The sequence below is a fragment of the Amycolatopsis eburnea genome, assembly GCF_003937945.1.
In the GTDB taxonomy this organism is placed as follows: Bacteria; Actinomycetota; Actinomycetes; order Mycobacteriales; family Pseudonocardiaceae; genus Amycolatopsis; species Amycolatopsis eburnea.
On the sequence record NZ_RSEC01000036.1, the window covers coordinates 425,620 to 442,316 of the forward strand.

At 71.3% G+C, this 16,697-nt stretch carries 13 protein-coding genes and 1 pseudogene; 9 read left to right on the forward strand and 5 right to left on the reverse strand.

The window, feature by feature from the left end:
• The first annotated feature begins 45 nt into the window (after positions 1-45).
• Complete coding sequence (locus tag EIY87_RS14570; protein WP_125308236.1) at positions 46-357, forward strand: antibiotic biosynthesis monooxygenase family protein; 312 nt, start codon at positions 46-48, stop codon at positions 355-357.
• The gene (locus EIY87_RS14575; protein WP_125308237.1) at positions 350-1,144 is read left to right on the forward strand and encodes an SIR2 family NAD-dependent protein deacylase; all 795 of its coding nucleotides are present in this window, start codon (positions 350-352) and stop codon (positions 1,142-1,144) included. The genes EIY87_RS14570 and EIY87_RS14575 overlap by 8 nt, the downstream gene beginning before the upstream one ends.
• A 154-nt stretch (positions 1,145-1,298) precedes the next feature.
• Here the strand turns inward: EIY87_RS14575 and EIY87_RS14580 are convergent, their stop codons facing one another.
• The gene (locus EIY87_RS14580) at positions 1,299-2,258 is read right to left on the reverse strand and encodes an endonuclease/exonuclease/phosphatase family protein (RefSeq protein ID WP_225439870.1); all 960 of its coding nucleotides are present in this window, start codon (positions 2,256-2,258) and stop codon (positions 1,299-1,301) included.
• Positions 2,259-2,421: 163 nt separating this feature from the next.
• Here EIY87_RS14580 and EIY87_RS14585 point away from each other — a divergent pair, with 163 nt between their 5' ends.
• Both EIY87_RS14585 and EIY87_RS14590 read left to right on the forward strand, forming a co-directional pair.
• Entirely contained in the window at positions 2,422-3,405 is a 984-nt protein-coding gene (locus tag EIY87_RS14585) for an ATP-binding cassette domain-containing protein (RefSeq protein ID WP_125308239.1), read from the forward strand.
• Positions 3,402-4,208 carry an ABC transporter permease gene (locus EIY87_RS14590; RefSeq protein ID WP_125308240.1) on the forward strand — a complete coding sequence of 269 codons (807 nt, stop codon included), beginning with the start codon at positions 3,402-3,404 and terminating at the stop codon, positions 4,206-4,208. Before EIY87_RS14585 ends, EIY87_RS14590 begins: the two co-directional genes overlap by 4 nt.
• Positions 4,209-4,298: 90 nt before the next feature.
• Here the strand turns inward: EIY87_RS14590 and EIY87_RS14595 are convergent, their stop codons facing one another.
• Positions 4,299-7,460, reverse strand: coding sequence for a BTAD domain-containing putative transcriptional regulator (locus tag EIY87_RS14595; RefSeq protein ID WP_125308241.1), 3,162 nt, complete (start codon positions 7,458-7,460; stop codon positions 4,299-4,301).
• A gap of 158 nt (positions 7,461-7,618) precedes the next feature.
• Here EIY87_RS14595 and EIY87_RS14600 point away from each other — a divergent pair, with 158 nt between their 5' ends.
• Both EIY87_RS14600 and pcp read left to right on the forward strand, forming a co-directional pair.
• On the forward strand, positions 7,619-9,049 hold the full coding sequence (locus tag EIY87_RS14600; protein ID WP_125308242.1) for a M1 family metallopeptidase: 1,431 nt from the start codon (positions 7,619-7,621) through the stop codon (positions 9,047-9,049).
• A 74-nt stretch (positions 9,050-9,123) separates the two neighbouring features.
• Complete coding sequence (pcp, locus tag EIY87_RS14605) at positions 9,124-9,765, forward strand: pyroglutamyl-peptidase I (RefSeq protein WP_125308243.1); 642 nt, start codon at positions 9,124-9,126, stop codon at positions 9,763-9,765.
• On the opposite strand, the gene EIY87_RS14610 is transcribed toward pcp, so the two are convergent.
• Positions 9,762-10,424 (reverse strand): Ig-like domain-containing protein, encoded by a 663-nt coding sequence (locus EIY87_RS14610; protein WP_125308244.1) that lies wholly within the window; start codon positions 10,422-10,424, stop codon positions 9,762-9,764. The two genes, pcp and EIY87_RS14610, sit on opposite strands and share 4 nt — an antisense overlap.
• Before the next feature lie 134 nt (positions 10,425-10,558).
• Between EIY87_RS14610 and EIY87_RS14615 the strand changes: the two genes are divergently transcribed.
• From EIY87_RS14615 to EIY87_RS14625, 3 genes are read left to right on the forward strand one after another with little or no spacing between them, the layout of a single operon-like run.
• Entirely contained in the window at positions 10,559-10,939 is a 381-nt protein-coding gene (locus tag EIY87_RS14615) for a hypothetical protein (protein ID WP_125308245.1), read from the forward strand.
• Position 10,940: 1 nt separating this feature from the next.
• Complete coding sequence (locus EIY87_RS14620) at positions 10,941-11,999, forward strand: hypothetical protein (protein WP_225439871.1); 1,059 nt, start codon at positions 10,941-10,943, stop codon at positions 11,997-11,999.
• Positions 11,992-12,453, forward strand: a complete 462-nt coding sequence (locus EIY87_RS14625; RefSeq protein ID WP_125308246.1) for a YbaB/EbfC family nucleoid-associated protein — start codon at positions 11,992-11,994, stop codon at positions 12,451-12,453. Before EIY87_RS14620 ends, EIY87_RS14625 begins: the two co-directional genes overlap by 8 nt.
• Positions 12,454-12,481: 28 nt before the next feature.
• Here the strand turns inward: EIY87_RS14625 and EIY87_RS14630 are convergent.
• Together EIY87_RS14630 and EIY87_RS14635 are read right to left on the reverse strand one after the other, a co-directional pair.
• Positions 12,482-13,624, reverse strand: a pseudogene (locus EIY87_RS14630) (Hsp70 family protein); the annotation flags it as partial.
• 198 nt (positions 13,625-13,822) lie between these two features.
• Positions 13,823-16,381 (reverse strand): ATP-dependent Clp protease ATP-binding subunit, encoded by a 2,559-nt coding sequence (locus EIY87_RS14635; protein WP_125308247.1) that lies wholly within the window; start codon positions 16,379-16,381, stop codon positions 13,823-13,825.
• Positions 16,382-16,697 lie beyond the last annotated feature (316 nt).

Consider the following 16,697-nt stretch of genomic DNA (forward strand, 5'->3'; position numbering starts at 1 on the left):
CACAGTGGCACGGATCACAGGGCGAGGCCAACTAGGCTGTCACCCATGAGTGTCGTGAAGATCAACGCGATCGAAGTTCCCGAAGGCGCCGGCCCCGAGCTGGAGAAGCGGTTCGCGGCGCGGCTGCACGCCGTCGACCAGCAGCCCGGGTTCCTCGGGTTCGAGCTGCTGCGCCCGGTTTCCGGCGAGACGCGCTACTTCGTGTACACGAAGTGGGAGACGGAAGAGGCCTACCAGGCGTGGGCGAAGGGCGGCCCGGCCGCGGCGGCGCACTCGGGCGAGCGCGCCAAGCCGGTGTCCACCGGGGCGAACCTGCTGGAGTTCGAGGTCGTCCTCGGTTCGCAGCCGGGTGAGTGAGCTCGCCCGTGCCGCGGAGCTGCTCGACGGCGCCGGCGCGCTCCTGATCTGCGCCGGCGCCGGCATGGGCGTCGACTCCGGCCTCCCGGACTTCCGTGGTGGCGAAGGCTTTTGGCGCGCGTACCCGCCGTACGCCCGGCTCGGGCTGCGGTTCGAGGAGCTGGCCGACCCGCGTCACTTCGCCGAAGACCCCGAGCTGGCTTGGGGTTTCTACGGGCACCGGCTTTCGCTGTACCGGAAAACCGTGCCGCACGACGGGTTCCGGCTGCTGCTCGACCTCGCCCCGCCCGGCGGCACCCGCGTCTTCACCTCCAATGTGGATGGACAGTTCCAGGCGGCGGGCTTCGCGCACGTCGCCGAAGCGCACGGCTCGATCCACCACCTGCAGTGCCTGTCCGGCTGCACGAGCGACATCTGGCCCGCAGACATCAACGTCGAAATCGACGAAGAGACGATGCGCGCGGTGCCGCCGCTGCCGTCGTGCCCCCGCTGCGGCGGGCTGGCCCGGCCCAACATCCTGATGTTCGGCGACTACGACTGGGTTCCGCACCGCAGCCAGGCCCAGCTCGACGAGCTGACGGCGTGGCGCCGCACCGCGCGCGACCTCGTGGTGGTGGAACTGGGCGCGGGCCAGGCCGTCCCGACGGTCCGCCGCTACAGCGAACTGGCCAGCGCGGCGACCGGCGCGCTGATCCGGATCAACCCGCGCGAACCCGAGATCCGCCACAACCGCGGCATCTCGATCCCGGCCGGCGCACTGGAGACGCTGACCGCCCTGCTGGCCTAGGTTGGGAGGGTCGGTACGGCCCCGCATCGGCGGCATCGCGGCGCCCGGCGGTGTCTTGAATGAGTCATTCAGGACCTCCGAAGACCTGAATGACTCATTCAAGACGCGAGCGCAGCCGACCGGGCCGCCGGACCCTGTCTCACACTCACGAGCGTCAAGGCAAGCGCACCTCGGCGAACACCGCGCGGTGGTCGCTGCCCGCGACGTCGAACACCCCGTAGTCCAGCACCGCCGCGCGGTTGTCGACGACGACGTGGTCGATCGTCACCACAGGCAGCGACGAAGGCCACGTCGGGGTCAGCGCCGAGCCGTGTTCCTCCGCCGCGTCGTTGTACCCGCGGGACAGCACGGTCCGGAACGCCGCGTGGTCCAGCGTCGCGTTGAAGTCGCCCGCCAGGATGCGCAGGCCGTGCTCGCCCGCCGCGCGCGAGAGGTCCTTCATCTCGCGCTCCCACTGCGGGGTGTCGACGTCCGGGGAGATCGGGTGCACGGCGACGATCTCCGCCACCACGCCGTCGCCGAGGTCGGCCTGCGCACCCGGCTGCTTGGCCGCCGAATCGCCGGTCAGGTTGACCTCCTTCAGCGGGAAGCGCGACACGATCCCCGAGCCGAACGCGCCCGGCGCCGGGTGCAGCACCCGGTACGGCAGCAGCTGGAACAGCCCGGCCGCGGTCAGCCCGTCGACCACCCGGGGCGTCATCTCGACCAGGTTCAGCACGTCGATCCGCTGCTCGCGCACCAGGTCGACGACGGCCTTCGGATCGGCCTGGCCGTAGAGCAGGTTCGACGAGAGCACCCGCAGCGTCTTGCCGTGCACCTCGCGCTGCTCGCTCGCGGACAGCCGCGGGAGCACCAGGACGGCCAGCGCGACCGACAGCACCAGCGCGACCCCGCCGGTCCACCAGCGCCGGCAGGCCAGGGCCAGGCCACCGGCGAGCAGGCCCGCGACCACCGCGTACGGCGTCAGCGCCAGCGCGATCAGGGTGTACCAGTTGCCGTCGAAGCCGATCAGGCGCAGCGCCGCCAGGCCGGCCAGCGGCACGACCGGTACCACCAGCAGGGCCGTGACCAGCGGGGTCTTCCGCCGCGACCGCGTCTCTTCCGCAAGGACCATGCCGCCGAGTATGCCGAGGACCGCCGCCGGGGGCTCGGGTACCGGCAACTCCTCCACAAGATCTCCACCAGCGGCTGCCAGCCGCTGCCAGCGCGCTGTGCGTGGGCTACCAGCGCCGGCGTCCACAGTGAAGCCCACAACGCGACAGCGAAGGAGGACGCCCATGTCGCACGCGATCCAGGCCGAGGGCCTGGTCAAACACTTCGGGGACACCAAGGCGCTGGACGGGGTGGACCTCGAAGTCCCGTTCGGCCAGGTGGTCGGGGTGCTCGGGCCGAACGGCGCCGGCAAGACGACCGCCGTCCGGATCCTGGCGACCCTGATGAAACCCGACGGCGGGAGAGCCACCGTCGGCGGCTACGACGTCGTCAAGGACCCGGTCCGGGTGCGCAGCCTGATCGGGCTGACCGGGCAGTACGCCTCGGTCGACGAGGACCTGAACGGGACCGAGAACCTGGTCCTCATCGGACGGCTCTACGGGATGCCCCGCGCACACGCCAAGCAGCGGGCCGCCGAGCTGATCGAGCGGTTCGAGCTGACCAAGGCGGCCAAGCGGCCGATCCGGACGTACTCCGGCGGCATGCGGCGGCGGCTCGACCTGGCCGCCAGCCTCGTCGGCGGCCCGGAGGTGCTCTACCTCGACGAGCCGACCACCGGGCTCGACCCGCACGCGCGCAACGAGGTCTGGGATGTCGTCCGCGGCCTCGTCGCCGAGGGCGCGACGGTGCTGCTGACCACGCAGTACCTCGAAGAAGCCGACCAGCTGGCCGACAAGATCACCGTGTTCGACCACGGCCGCGTCGTCGCCGACGGCCGCGCCGACGAGCTGAAGCGCCGCGTCGGCGGGCAGACGCTGCAGGTGCGCCCGACGCAGCTGTCCGACATGGACGCCGTCGACCGGATCCTCGGCGACCTGTCCGGGGTCCGGCCGACCCGCGACAACGGGACCGGGCTGCTCACCGCGCCGGTCAACGACCCCGTCCTGCTGTCCACTTTGGTCCGCAAGCTGGACGAAGCCGGGATCACCGCGGACGAGCTGGCGCTGCGGCTGCCCAGCCTTGACGAGGTGTTCCTCGCCCTCACCGGGCACACCGCCGAGCAGTCCACTGAGGACACCACCCGCGACCTCGAAGGGAGCCTGGCATGACGACGCTGGCGCTCGACCGCCCGGCCCCGCCGCGGCACATCAGCCTCGTCAAGGGCCTCCAGCACGCGCTTTCGCTGGCGTGGCGCGGCATCCTGAAGATCCGCAAGAACCCCGAACAGCTCGCCGACGTGACGCTGATGCCGATCGTCTTCCTGGTCATCTTCGTCTACCTGTTCGGCGGCGCGCTGTCCGGCTCGACCGACGCCTACCTGCAGATGGTGGTGCCCGGCATCATCGTGATGAACATCCTGCAGGCCTGCCTGACCGTCGGCGTGCAGCTCAACACCGACGTCACCAAGGGCGTGTTCGACCGGTTCCGCAGCATGCCGATCGCGCGCTCGGCACCGCTGATCGGTGCCGTGCTGGCCGACGTCGTGCGCTACCTTGTCTGCCTGGCGGTGCTCATGGTGGTGGCGACGCTGATGGGCTACCGGATCGCGACCAGCCCCGGCGAGTTCGCCGTGGCCATCCTGCTCGCGCTGGCGTTCGGGCTGAGCTTCTGCTGGGGCTCGGTGTTCGTCGGCATGCTGATGAAGACGCCGGGTTCGGCGCAGGCGCTGATGTTCGTCTTCATCATGCCGCTGACGTTCGGCAGCAACGTGTTCGTGCAGACGTCGACCATGCCGGGCTGGCTGCGGGCGTGGGCCGACATCAGCCCGGTCAGCCTGATGGCGAACGCGTTGCGCGGCCTGATGAACGGCGGCGCGGTCGCCGGGCCGCTGGCCGACGCACTGGCCTGGATGGCCGGTGCGGTCGTGGTGTTCTTCCCGCTGGCCACGTGGGCCTACCGCCGGCGGGTGTGAGGGCGCGGAGACACGGGGGTGTTCCGCACCAAGGGGAAGGTCGTGAGTGGCAAGTAGGGTTAGAACCCGACTTGCCACTCACGACCGTTTTCAGTCCAGTTCGGACAGGAGCCAGGCGATCGCGTCCTGTTTGGACTGGTTGCGGCAATCCTCGTAGAGGGCGTCGTAGCCGGGGAGGGCCGCGCGCAGGTCGTCGATGAGCGCCCGGACCTCCGGGCTGCCGAGGTCGAGCCGCCCGCGGATGACGGCCGACGCGGCGAGCACCCGGGCCGCCGTCTCGTGCCTGCCCTGCTGCGCGCGGATCATCGCCAGCAGCTCCACCGCGCCCGCCATGTCCGGCATGTCGCCCCGCCGGTTCGTCGCCCGGATCGCGACGGCCGCGTGCGGTTCCGCCTCGTCGGCGCGCCCCTCGGCCAGCAGGATCCGCGCCTCGAAGGCGTGCACGAACTCGTCGCCGATGCCGCCGGGGAACCAGTCGTCGCCGCCCATCGCGGTGACGCGGTCGAGCAGCGCCCGCGCCTCGGTCAGCTCGCCGGTGCGCAGCAGCAGTTCGAGCCGCCCGAACATCAGGATCGCGCGGTGCTGCAGGTTCGTGATGTCCTCGCCGTAGCGCTCCGCGGCTTCCTGGTCGCGCCACGCCCCTTCGAAGTCGCCGGTGCGCGCCCGCTCGACGGCCAGCCGCCACCAGTGCTGCACGGCGTCCTCATAGGACCGCAGTTCCATCGACAGCGCCAGGCCCTCTTGGTAGATCTCGATGGCCTTCGCGCTGTCGCCGTCTTGGGACAGCGCGTACGCCTTGAAGCTCAGCGTCATCGCGGTGCCCCAGCGGTCGCCGACGGCCTCGAACCCGGCGTGCGCCAGATCGCGCGCCCGGTCCGCGCCCGCGACGTCGCCCGCGTCGTCGAGCAGGAAGCTCTCCACCCAGTGCCCGCCGGCGCGCGTCCACGTGTCCGCGCTCTCCTGCGCCCGGTGCACCTCGCGGACGGCGATTTCGCGGTCACCGCCGAGGAAAGCCAGCATCGGCAGCGCCACCGCGAGCCCCGGGTAGCGCTCCACCGCGTTCGTGCGCACGCATTCGTCGACCAGCCGGAGGATCTCGCTCTGGTCGGACCGGACCGGGACCGCGTCCATCAGGTAGACCAGCGCCCGGTAGGCCGCCCCGACCGCGGGCGGCAGCCGGTCGCCGAAGTCCAGGGTCTCGCGGATCAGCCCGCCGACCCGGCTGCCCTGGCCGAGGATGGTCAGGTACCAGAACATCCCGTCCAGCAGCTCGACCGCGTTGTCCACATCGGACGCTTCGATCGCGCCGCGCAGGGCGGCGATCATGTTCGCGCTCTCGGCCTCGTACTGGTCGATCGCCCGCAGCTGGTCGGCGGTGCGCAGCGTCGGCTCCAGCCGTTGCGCGAGTTCGCCGTAGAAGGAGGCCATCGCGCGGCGCGTCCGGTCGTGCTCACCCGACTCGACCAGCCGCTCGGTGGCGTACGCGCGCAACGTCTCGAGCATCCGGTACCGCGGCTCGCCGGAGCCGCCGTCCACGGTGTCCACAATGGACTTCTCGACCAGGCTGCCGAGCACGTACGGGACGTCGGCGGCGGGCAGCAGCTCGTCCGCGCAGACGGCTTCGATCGGCCCCAGCTCGGCCCCGCCGGCGAACACCGCGAGCCGCCGGGCCAGCACCAGCTCGGCCTCGGTCAGCAGGTCCCAGCTCCACTCGACGACCGCGCGCAGCGTCCGCTGCCGGGGCAGCGCCGTCCGGCTGCCCGAGGTCAGCAGCCGGAACCGGTCGCCGAGCCGCCCGGCGATCTGGGCCACGGTCATCGACCGCAGCCGGGCCGCGGCCAGCTCCAGCGCCAGCGGCATCCCGTCGAGCCGGCGGCAGATCTCGCCGACCTGGTCCACAGTGGACTCGTCGAGCACGAAGTCGGGTCGCACGGCCGCGGCCCGGTCGAGGAACAACCGCGTCGAATCGAGCTCGGCGGCCTCCGCGGGCGCGGCGCGTTCGGCGGGCACCGGCAGCGGGCCGAGCGGGCACAGCGCCTCCCCGGTGATGGCGAGCGGCTCGCGGCTGGTGGCCAGGATCCGCAGCCGCGGCGCGCGCTGCAGCAGCTCGTCGGCCAGCCTCGCGGCGGCGTCGACGACGTGCTCACAGTTGTCCAGCACCAGCAACGCTTCCGCGCCGCCCAGCACCTCGAGGGCCTGGTCGAGCGGGTCCAGCGGGCGGCGGATCTCGGGTTCGGTGCTGCGGATGTCGCGGATCTCCAGCGCGCCCAGCAGCGCGCCGCCGAGGTCTTCCGGGTCGCGGACGCCGGCCAGCGCGGCGAACCAGACGCGGCCGCGCTGCTGCGCCGGGTGCCGGGACGCCGCTTCGGTGGCCAGCCGGGTCTTGCCCGCGCCGCCCGGCCCGGTCAGGGTGACCAGCCGGGCGCCGCCGAGCAGCTCGGCCAGCAGCTTGAGCTCGTCGTCGCGGCCGATGAACGTCGTCAGCCGGGTCGGCAGCCGGTCGGCCACCGGCGACGGCGGCGCGAGCTCGCCCCGCAGCGCGGCGACGTGGATCTCCTGCAGCTCGGCCGACGGGTCGACGCCGAGCTGGTCGGCCAGCGTGCGGCGGATCCCGGCGTACACCGACAGCGCTTCCGACTGCCGCCCGGCCGCGCAGAGCGCGCGCATCCGCAGCCCGGCGAGCCGTTCGCGCAGCGGGTCGGCCTCGGCCGCGGCGGTGAGGTCGGCCAGGACGGCGGCGTGCTCGCCCAGCCGGATCAGGGCTTCGAACCGGTCCTCGGCCGCTTCGGCCCGCAACCCGGTCAGCCGCCGCGCCGGCGCCGGCGCGAAGGGCGCGTCCAAGACGTCGGCGAGCGCGTCGCCGTGCCACAGCCCGAGTGCCTCGGCGAGCAGCTCGGCCGCGTAGCCGTCCCGGCCCGCGGCCAGCTCGCGACGCCCCTCGGCGGCGAGCCGTTCGAACCGCTCCGCGTCGACGTCTTCCCGCGCGACCGCCAGCCGGTAGCCGCCCGGCCCGGATTCCACCGCCACCGGCAGGGCTTTCCGCAGCCGCGAAACCAGCGACTGGAGGGCGTTGGCCGCGTCGGACGGCGGTTCGCCGCCCCACAGCCCGTCGACGAGCGCGTCGGCGGGCACCGCGCGCCCGGCGTCCAGCGCGAGCCTGGCCAGGAGCATGCGGAGGCGGGCACCGCCGATGTCGATCGGGGTGCCGTCGTCTTCCGCCGCACGCAGCGGGCCCAGCAGCGCGACGCGCATGCGTCCAGCTTTCCAGACGACGGGCGGGCGCCGGTCCGGGCGGGCCGGACGGGCCGACGTAAGTGCTGATTATCCGGACAAAACCGACGCAACGCCCAGCCGCCCGTGATCTTGCCACTACGTTGCGTCCGAGGTCACCCGATAGGACAGGAGCGTTCATGAGGGGACAGAAACCGGTCGTGGTCGCGGCCGCCGTCGTCGCCAGTCTCTGCCTGGGCACCGGCGTCGCCGCGGCGGGTGACGGCTGGGGTGCGACGCCCGGCAGCGACGGCGCCGGGGACAGCTACTACCCGCAGGACGGCAACGGCGGCTACAACGTCGCCGACTACAACCTCAAGGTCACCTACGACCCGGCGTCGCACCAGCTCACCGGGAACCAGGACATCACCGCGCGGGCGACCCAGTCGCTCAGCTCGTTCAACCTGGACTTCAAGGGCCTGACCGTCGACTCGGTCAAGGTCGACGGCCGGGACGCGAAGTTCGCCCGGACCGGCGACCACGAGCTGGTCGTCACGCCCTCGCGGGCGCTGTGGCGCGGCCGGGACTTCAAGGTCAAGATCGCCTACCACGGGGTGCCCGCGCCGATCGACGATCCGGCGCTCGGCAACAACGGCTGGCAGTTCGCCCAGGCGGGCGGCGCGTTCGTCGCCGGCGAGCCGCGGTCGGCGACGACCTGGTACCCGGTCAACGACACCCCGCTCGACAAGGCCACGTTCCACCTGGCGATCACCGTGCCCGACGAGTGGGGCGTGATCGCGAACGGCCGCGAGAAGCCGTCGATCAAGACGCCGAACGGCACCACGCACGTCTGGGCCGAGGAAACGCCGATCGTGCCCTACATGACGACGGTCGCGATCGACAAGTGGACCTTCGACCGCCAGACCCGCAAGGACGGCACCCCGGTCGTCAGCGCGTTCGCCCCCGGCGTGCCCGACTCGACGAAGCAGGCCGAAGGGCGGCTGCCGGAGATCCTCGACTTCCTCGAGTCCAAGTTCGGCAAGTACCCGATCGACGCCGCCGGCGGCATCTTCCTCAACGAGCAGATCGGCTTCTCGCTGGAGACGATGAGCCGGCCGATCTACTCCGCGGGCTGGGCCGGCACGGTGCCGACGATCGTCCACGAGAACGCCCACCAGTGGTACGGCGACTCGGTGGCGGTCGAGCACTGGAAGGACGTCTGCCTCAACGAGTGCTTCGCCTCCTACGCCACGTGGCTGTGGGACGAGGGCAAGGAAGGCGTCGACCTGGACAAGCAGTACGCGGACGACGTCAAGAAGGCCACGACGACGTTCTGGAACGGCAAGCTCTACGACATGGGACAGGGCAACGAGTTCACGTACGTGTACTCGAAGGGCCCGATGATGCTGCACGCGCTGCGCAACTACGTCGGTGAGCAGGCGTTCTCCCGGGTCCTCAAGACCTGGCCGTCGCTGCACCGCGACGGGAACGCGAACATGCAGCAGTTCCAGCGGTACACCGAAGCCGTCTCGCACCAGAACCTGCAGGGGTTCTTCGACGCGTGGGTGTACGGCACCGGCAAGCCCGCCGACCAGTACCTCTACCCCGGCGACCTGAAGCCCGCCGCCTGACCCGCATTTCGTGAAGGCCACCTTGAGGAACGTAGAGTTCCTGAAGGTGGCCTTCACGACTTTTCGGAGGTGGCATGGCCGAGGTGCTGATGACGGGGTTCGCGCCGTTCGGCGGTGAGCCGGTGAACCCCTCGTGGCAGGCGGTTTCCCGGCTCGGCGCGCGCCGGGACGACGTCGCCGCGGTCGAGCTGCCGTGCGAGTTCGCCGCGTCGCTGCCCGCGTTGCGCGCCGCGGTCGAGGCGCACCGGCCGTCGCTGGTGGTGTGCGTCGGGCAGGCCGGCGGGCGGTCCGACGTGACGCCGGAGCGGGTCGCGATCAACCTCGTCGACGCCCGCATCCCGGACAACGCGGGCGCGCAGCCGGTCGACGTCCCCGTGGTCGCGGACGGCCCGGCGGCCTACTTCTCGACGCTGCCGGTGAAGGCCTGCGTGGCCGCGATCCGCGCGGCGGGCGTGCCGGCGTCGGTGTCCCACACCGCCGGGACCTACGTGTGCAACCAGGTCTTCTACGGCCTGATGCACTTGCTGGCCACGGAGTTCCCCGGCGTGCGCGGCGGGTTCGTGCACGTCCCGTTCAGTCCGGAGCAGGTCGCGGCGTCGGGCAAGCAGGCGCCGTCGCTCGGCGTGGACCGGATCGCCGACGCGCTGGAAGTCCTGGCGGACACGGCGGTGAAGACGACCGCCGACCTCGTGATCAGCGCGGGCGCGGAGCACTAACCCCCGCGGCCGGTCAGCTCCACGAACGCCGCCGGGCCCGGGACGTTGTGGTGCACCGTCAGGTCGGCGACCCGGTCGCCGCTCCACCCCGGCGTGAAGCTGACCACCAGCGTGCACCGGCGGCCCGGCGCGATGTCCTGGTTCACGCAGCCGCGCGCGTCCACCGCGAAGTCCGTGCTGTCCAGCTCGATCCCGCTCACGCGCAGCGCGCTCGCCCCGACACTGCGGACCGCCACCGTGCACGTCGTCGTCGTGTGCACCGGGGTCGTGCCGCAGGCGACCGACTCCGGGACGGCGACCTTGGCCTCCGCGGCCGTCTCCGGCACCACCGGGAACGTCGCCGGCTTGCCGCGCACGAGGTCCAGCACGGTCACCCCGGTCACCGTCAGCACCAGCGCGCCGGCGGCCAGCAGCACGATCGCGATCGCCTTGATGCCGCGGGCCGCGCCGTCCTTGGCGGTGAACCCGCCCGCCGCCAGCACGGTGACCACGAGCGTCGAAATCAGCGTCGCGTTCGGGCCGGCGCCGATCGCGGCCGGGACGAGCGTGCCGAGCAGCGACGCCGCGACCGTGACGGCGAACCCGGTCCAGGAAAAGCGTTTCGCCTCGCGCAGCTGCCTCCGCACGGTCGGCGGCCGGGGCTTCGTCGCGGTACTCATGCAGGTAAGAGCGCCGAGCACCCCGCGCACGGACGAGGTTCCCCCGTTCGGCGGTACGGCACCCCGTTCGTGATCTGAGGCACACCACCGGGGAATCCCCCTGCCGGGCGATCGAACGGTGTTTACATGTCGGGATGATCGGATTCGAGACCGACCTGCAGGACCTGCGGGATTCGGCCGGGGCGCTGCAGGGCGCGGCCGACGCCGCGGAAGCCGCGTCGAACGGCCTGCGTGGCACCGACGTCCCCGTCTCCTCCGGCGGTGACGGGCTCTTCGGCGGCATCGCCGGGTTGATCCCCGTGGACAACGCCTTCGGCCGCACCCTCGGCATGCCGGCCGTCGCGAAGGCCTACAACGACCACCTGGCGAAGATCCAGAAGCTCGTCGCGCAGCTGCACCAGACGACCGCCGACACCAGCCACGCGCTGATGCGGGTCGCGGAGCTGTACGAGAAGGCCGACGAGGACTCGAAGCAGCGCGTCAACCGCGCGGCCGCCGGCCTGGAGGGGAACTGACGTGGACGGCTACTTCGACTCCGGGCTCGACGCCCGGCCGATGTCGAGCGGCGACGACCGCCGCGCCGAACTGCTCGAAGGCATCTCCGAGGACCTCAAGGAGGGCGCGAACGACGCCCTCGACGCGCTGGAGATCCTCAAGTACACCGACTGGGCCTTCGGCATCGGCACCGACGAAGGCGGCTTCCGGAAGATGCAGGACGACACCGCCGGTGTCTACCGCGAGTTCTCCGACGCCGACATCGACCACGAGTCGGCCAACGGCTTGCAGAGCCTGATCATGAAGCACGACGCCGTCTGGAAGGCGCTGCAGCGCGACTCGAAGCCGAAGCTCGACGACGCCCGGCAGTTCCTCGACGTCTGGCGCGGCTCCGCGGCCAACGCCGTCAAGGCGTACCTGAACGAGCTCGCCGACGCCTTCACCGAGGTCGAAACCAAGATCACGGTGCTGGAGAGCGACATCGTCGCGGCGCGCGAGGCGATCGCGTCCGCCCGGCAGGACCTGAACAACCTCGGCTCGACGTTCAAGCAGACAGCCGAGGACTACCAGAAGTCGCAGGAGCGCAAGCGCGAAGCGGCGATGTCGAAGGTGCTGGCGGCGACGTTCGCGGGCGCGGTCACCGGGCTGCTCACGGTGGCGACCGCCGGCGCGGGTGCCGTCGCGGGCGCGTCGGTGTTCACCGCGGCCAACGGCGCGCTGATCGCCGGGAACGCCGCCGGTGGCGCGATCACCGCCGTCGTGGCCAACCAGGCGGAGATCACCGGCGACAACGGGTTCGACCTGTACCAGAGCTTCGCCGAGAGCGCGGGCAAGATCCGCAGCGGCGCCGAGGACGCGGCTCAGACGCTGGCCGACCGCATCGGCGACGAGGCCGTCGACCTGCCGAAGATCCCGGACGCGCCGGACGTCAGCCCGGGGTCGAGCTTCGACCCGTCGAACTTCGAGACCGACCACACCTCGCGGCAGACCGAGAAGAACGTCCGCGACGCGAACGTCGACATCGCGCCCGACGGCGAGGTGTCCAGCGGCGCGACGCACGCCGGGAGGCTGGATGGCTGACGCCCCGGACCGCGAAGCCCTGCTGGCCGAGCTTTCCGCGCTGTCGGCGACGGCGACGTCCGACGACGGCGCGGTTTCGCTGTCGGTCAACACCGACGGCGTGCTGACCCGGCTGCGGCTCACCGACGCCGTGTCGGGGATGTCGCCCGCCGAGATCGCGGACGCCGTGCTGCGGACGTACGTTTCCGCGCAACGGGAGTCGGCGAAGCGGACGGGGCAGCTGCTGGCGCCGCTGGGCAGCGGCGGGTACCTGATGGACCGGCTGCGCTGGCGGGTCCAGTTCGAGCCCGAGCCGGTTCCGGTCGCCACTCCGGCCGCTCTTCCCCGCGCGGAAGACAGCACGGTGCTCAAGGACCGGTCTTCGGACGCGCCGCCCGCGGCACCACCGCCGTCCGGGCCCGTGCCGGACGACGACTACTACGGCAAGGGCATGCGGTTCGAGCAGGCCTGGTGACCGGTGGTCATCGCCACCACCTCCGGCGCGGCGGCGCGTACCTCGGCGGCTGGACGGCTTGCCACGGCTGGGGCCGCGGCGGCGCCACCGGCGGCCGGACCGGCGCGAACGCGGGCACGGTGAGGTCCGAGGTGCCGAGCGGAACGTGGTGCAGCCCGAACGCGACGGCCGTCTCGGGCTGGTCCAGCGTGGACGGCGTGACCCCGAGCTGCCGCCCGAGCAGCGCGGCCAGCAACGGCATCCGGCTCGGCCCGCCGACGAGGTGGATCCCGGCGAGCTGCGCGGGTGCCAGCCCGGCGCGGCGGATCGTCGTCCCGAGCAGTTCGGCGCTGCGCAGCAGGCTGGGCCGCACGAGCGCCTCGAGCTCGTCGCGGCTGACGAGGACGTCCCCGAACGGCTCGGGCATGGGGACGTGGGTCTGCGCGTGCCGGGAGAGGCTTTCCTTGGCGTCGCGGACGTCCTGGAGCAGCGCCCGCCGCGTCCGCCGGTCGGCGGTGGTCCGCGGGCGCAGCAACCGTTGCCACTGCGCGGGATCGGCGTGCGACACCGCGCGCCCGATGTGCACGAGCAGCGCCTGGTCGATGTCGAGGCTCCCGAGGTCCGGCAGCCCGCTCTCGGCGAGCACGGCGAACCCCTGCCGGCTCACCCCGACGACAGCGCAGTCGAACGTGCCTGCCCCGAGGTCGTAAACCCCGATCGGCCCACCCCCGGACCGCCCGAGACTCGCGTAGTGCGCGGCGGCGGCCACGGGTTCGGGGATCAGCCGGACATCGGGCAGCCCGGCCTTCGCGGCGGCGGTCCGGATCGCCTCCTGCCGGGCGGCACCCCACCCGGCGGGGTGCGAGATCCGCGTCTGCCCGGCGGGCCCGGCTTCCTCGCCCATCCGCCGCAGCACGGCGGCGAAGGCATCGGTGACCGGGACATCGGTGTCCCCGAGCCGCAGGGTGCCTTCCCCGATCCGCCGCTTGGGGTTCGGCTCGAACCGGCTGGGATCGAGCCGCGCCCGCCGCTCGGCATCACGGCCGGCGACGAGCAGGCCGTCGTCGTCGAGGAAGACGGCGGAGGGCATGGTGACGGACCCGTCGACCTCGACGGCCCGGGGCCCGTGCCCGGCGGTGGAGAGCACCCCCACGGTGCTGGAAGTCCCGAAGTCGATCGCCAGCACGTCCACGCGGAATCCCCTCCCCAGGCCCGCGGGCATCGTCTCACGCGCCCCAATGTGGCGTTCGGTGCGTCCAAAGCACCCAATGTGGCGTTCGGTGCGTTGGACGCAACCAACGCCACATTGGGGCGCTCGGGTCTGAGACACGAGAAAGGGCGGCTCCCCCGAAACCGGGGAAACCGCCCTAATCAAGCACCGCTCAGCCGATCACTCGCCTTCGGCTTCGCCGCCCTGCTCCTCGTGGCCCGCGCCGATGCTGACCGGCGGGGCGTCCGGGACCGACGACGGCTTGCGCTCACCGCGGAAGGTGAACTTGGCCTGGTCGTCCTTGTCCTCCGGGTTGCCGCTCCAGCCTTCGACGTCGACCAGGATGATCTGACCCGGCTCGACCTCGCCGAACAGGATCTTCTCCGACAGCTGGTCTTCGATCTCGCGCTGGATCGTGCGGCGCAGCGGGCGGGCACCCAGCACCGGGTCGAAGCCGCGCTTGGCCAGGAGGGACTTGGCCTTCTCGGTCAGCTCCAGCTCCATGTCCTTGGCGCGCAGCTGGGTCTCGACCCGGCCGATCATCAGGTCGACCATCTGGATGATCTGTTCCTGCGTCAGCTGGTGGAACACGATGATGTCATCGATCCGGTTCAGGAACTCCGGGCGGAAATGCTTCTTCATTTCCTCGTTGACCTTCTGCTTCATCTTCTCGTACCGGTTCGTGGTGTCGTTGGACCCGGCGAACCCGAGGGAGACGGACTTCGAGATGTCCGACGTACCCAGGTTGGACGTGAAGATGAGGACCGTGTTCTTGAAGTCGACCGTGCGGCCCTGACCGTCGGTCAGGCGGCCGTCCTCCAGCACCTGCAGGAGCGTGTTGTAGATCTCCTGGTGCGCCTTCTCGATCTCGTCGAACAGCACCACCGAGAACGGCTTGCGCCGCACCTTCTCGGTCAGCTGCCCGCCCTCTTCGTAACCGACGTAGCCCGGAGGGGCACCGAAGAGCCGCGAAGCGGTGTAGCGGTCGTGGAACTCGCCCATGTCGATCTGGATGAGCGCGTCGTCCTCGCCGAACAGGAACGAGGCCAGCGCCTTGGACAGCTCGGTCTTACCCACACCGGACGGGCCGGCGAAGATGAACGAGCCCGACGGGCGCTTCGGGTCCTTCAGGCCGGCACGCGTACGGCGGATCGCCTGCGAGACGGCCTTGACCGCGTCCTCCTGGCCGATGATGCGCTTGTGGAGCTCGTCCTCCATGCGCAGCAGCCGGGTGGTCTCCTCCTCGGTCAGCTTGAACACCGGGATGCCGGTCCAGTTGGCCAGCACCTCCGCGATCTGCTCGTCGTCGACCTCGGCGACGACGTCGAGGTCGCCGTCCTTCCACTGCTTCTCCCGCTCGCCCTTCTGGCCGAGGAGGGTCTTCTCCTCGTCACGCAGGCGGGCGGCCCGCTCGAAGTCCTGCGCGTCGATCGCGGACTCCTTGTCGCGGCGGACGTTCGCGATCTTCTCGTCGAACTCGCGCAGGTCCGGCGGCGCGGTCATCCGGCGGATGCGCATCCGGGCGCCTGCCTCGTCGATCAGGTCGATCGCCTTGTCCGGGAGGAACCGGTCGTTGATGTACCGGTCCGCCAGGGTCGCGGCGGCGACCAGCGCCGAGTCGGTGATCGAGACGCGGTGGTGCGCCTCGTACCGGTCGCGCAGGCCCTTGAGGATCTCGATCGTGTGCTCCAGCGACGGCTCGCCGACCTGGATCGGCTGGAACCGGCGCTCGAGGGCGGCGTCCTTCTCGATGTACTTGCGGTACTCCTCGAGCGTGGTCGCGCCGATCGTCTGCAGCTCACCGCGGGCGAGCATCGGCTTCAGGATCGAAGCCGCGTCGATCGCGCCCTCGGCGGCACCCGCCCCGACCAGCGTGTGCAGCTCGTCGATGAACAGGATGATGTCGCCGCGGGTCTTGATCTCCTTGAGCACCTTCTTCAGGCGCTCTTCGAAGTCACCGCGGTAGCGGGAGCCGGCGACCAGGGAGCCCAGGTCCAGCGTGTAGAGCTGCTTGTCCTTGAGCGTCTCGGGCACCTCGCCCTTGACGATGCTCTGCGCGAGGCCCTCGACGACGGCGGTCTTGCCGACGCCCGGCTCGCCGATGAGCACCGGGTTGTTCTTGGTCCGGCGGGACAGCACCTGCATGACCCGCTCGATCTCCTTGCCGCGCCCGATGACCGGGTCGAGCTTGCCCTCGCGGGCGAGCACGGTCATGTTGCGGCCGAACTGGTCCAGCACCAGCGACGACGACGGGGTGCCCTCACCGCGGCCGGAACCGGTTTCGGTGGACTCCTTGCCGCCCTGGTAGCCCGAGAGCAGCTGCAGCACCTGCTGGCGGACCCGGTTGAGGTCCGCACCCAGCTTGACCAGCACCTGCGCGGCGACGCCCTCGCCCTCGCGGATCAGGCCCAGCAGGATGTGCTCGGTGCCGATGTAGTTGTGGCCGAGCTGCAGCGCTTCGCGCAGTGACAGCTCCAGCACCTTCTTGGCCCGCGGCGTGAAGGGGATGTGCCCGCTCGGGGCCTGCTGCCCCTGGCCGATGATCTCCTCGACCTGCTGGCGGACGCCCTCAAGCGCGATACCCAGCGACTCCAGCGCCTTGGCGGCGACACCCTCACCCTCGTGGATCAGACCCAGGAGGATGTGCTCGGTGCCGATGTAGTTGTGGTTGAGCATCCTGGCCTCTTCTTGAGCCAGGACGACCACCCGCCTCGCGCGGTCGGTGAACCTCTCAAACATGTGCACTCCCTCGACTGCTGCGCCGGCGGCCCGTTTCCATCGTGCTTTCACCGCGATGGATTCAGCACCGTGAGACCACTCTAGTAGCCAAGTGGTCGCGCTGGCGTACCACTACGGCTGACAGTGGCCTTTTCCGCACCCGGACGTGGCATCTCCCGGGTGCGCCCATCTTCGTGTTGCCCTGCACCTTTACGTCAAGCCCAACGTGCGGGCGGCCGCCCGGATTCCGCCATCCGCGCGGTGTCCGCTCACCGCGAACAGTCCGCAACCTGGGAGTGCCGGATCACGGTGCCACCCGATTGGCGCAGTCGCCGTC

Bases quoted from the DNA above. Each gene is read 5' to 3' on its own strand.
- EIY87_RS14570 (WP_125308236.1), top strand. From the start codon at position 46: ATGAGTGTCGTGAAGATCAACGCGATCGAAGTTCCCGAAGGCGCCGGC.
- EIY87_RS14580 (WP_225439870.1), bottom strand. From the start codon at position 2,258: ATGGTCCTTGCGGAAGAGACGCGGTCGCGGCGGAAGACCCCGCTGGTC.
- EIY87_RS14585 (WP_125308239.1), top strand. From the start codon at position 2,422: ATGTCGCACGCGATCCAGGCCGAGGGCCTGGTCAAACACTTCGGGGAC.
- EIY87_RS14590 (WP_125308240.1), top strand. From the start codon at position 3,402: ATGACGACGCTGGCGCTCGACCGCCCGGCCCCGCCGCGGCACATCAGC.
- EIY87_RS14595 (WP_125308241.1), bottom strand. From the start codon at position 7,460: ATGCGCGTCGCGCTGCTGGGCCCGCTGCGTGCGGCGGAAGACGACGGC.
- EIY87_RS14600 (WP_125308242.1), top strand. From the start codon at position 7,619: ATGAGGGGACAGAAACCGGTCGTGGTCGCGGCCGCCGTCGTCGCCAGT.
- pcp (WP_125308243.1), top strand. From the start codon at position 9,124: ATGGCCGAGGTGCTGATGACGGGGTTCGCGCCGTTCGGCGGTGAGCCG.
- EIY87_RS14610 (WP_125308244.1), bottom strand. From the start codon at position 10,424: ATGAGTACCGCGACGAAGCCCCGGCCGCCGACCGTGCGGAGGCAGCTG.
- EIY87_RS14615 (WP_125308245.1), top strand. From the start codon at position 10,559: ATGATCGGATTCGAGACCGACCTGCAGGACCTGCGGGATTCGGCCGGG.
- EIY87_RS14625 (WP_125308246.1), top strand. From the start codon at position 11,992: ATGGCTGACGCCCCGGACCGCGAAGCCCTGCTGGCCGAGCTTTCCGCG.
- EIY87_RS14635 (WP_125308247.1), bottom strand. From the start codon at position 16,381: ATGTTTGAGAGGTTCACCGACCGCGCGAGGCGGGTGGTCGTCCTGGCT.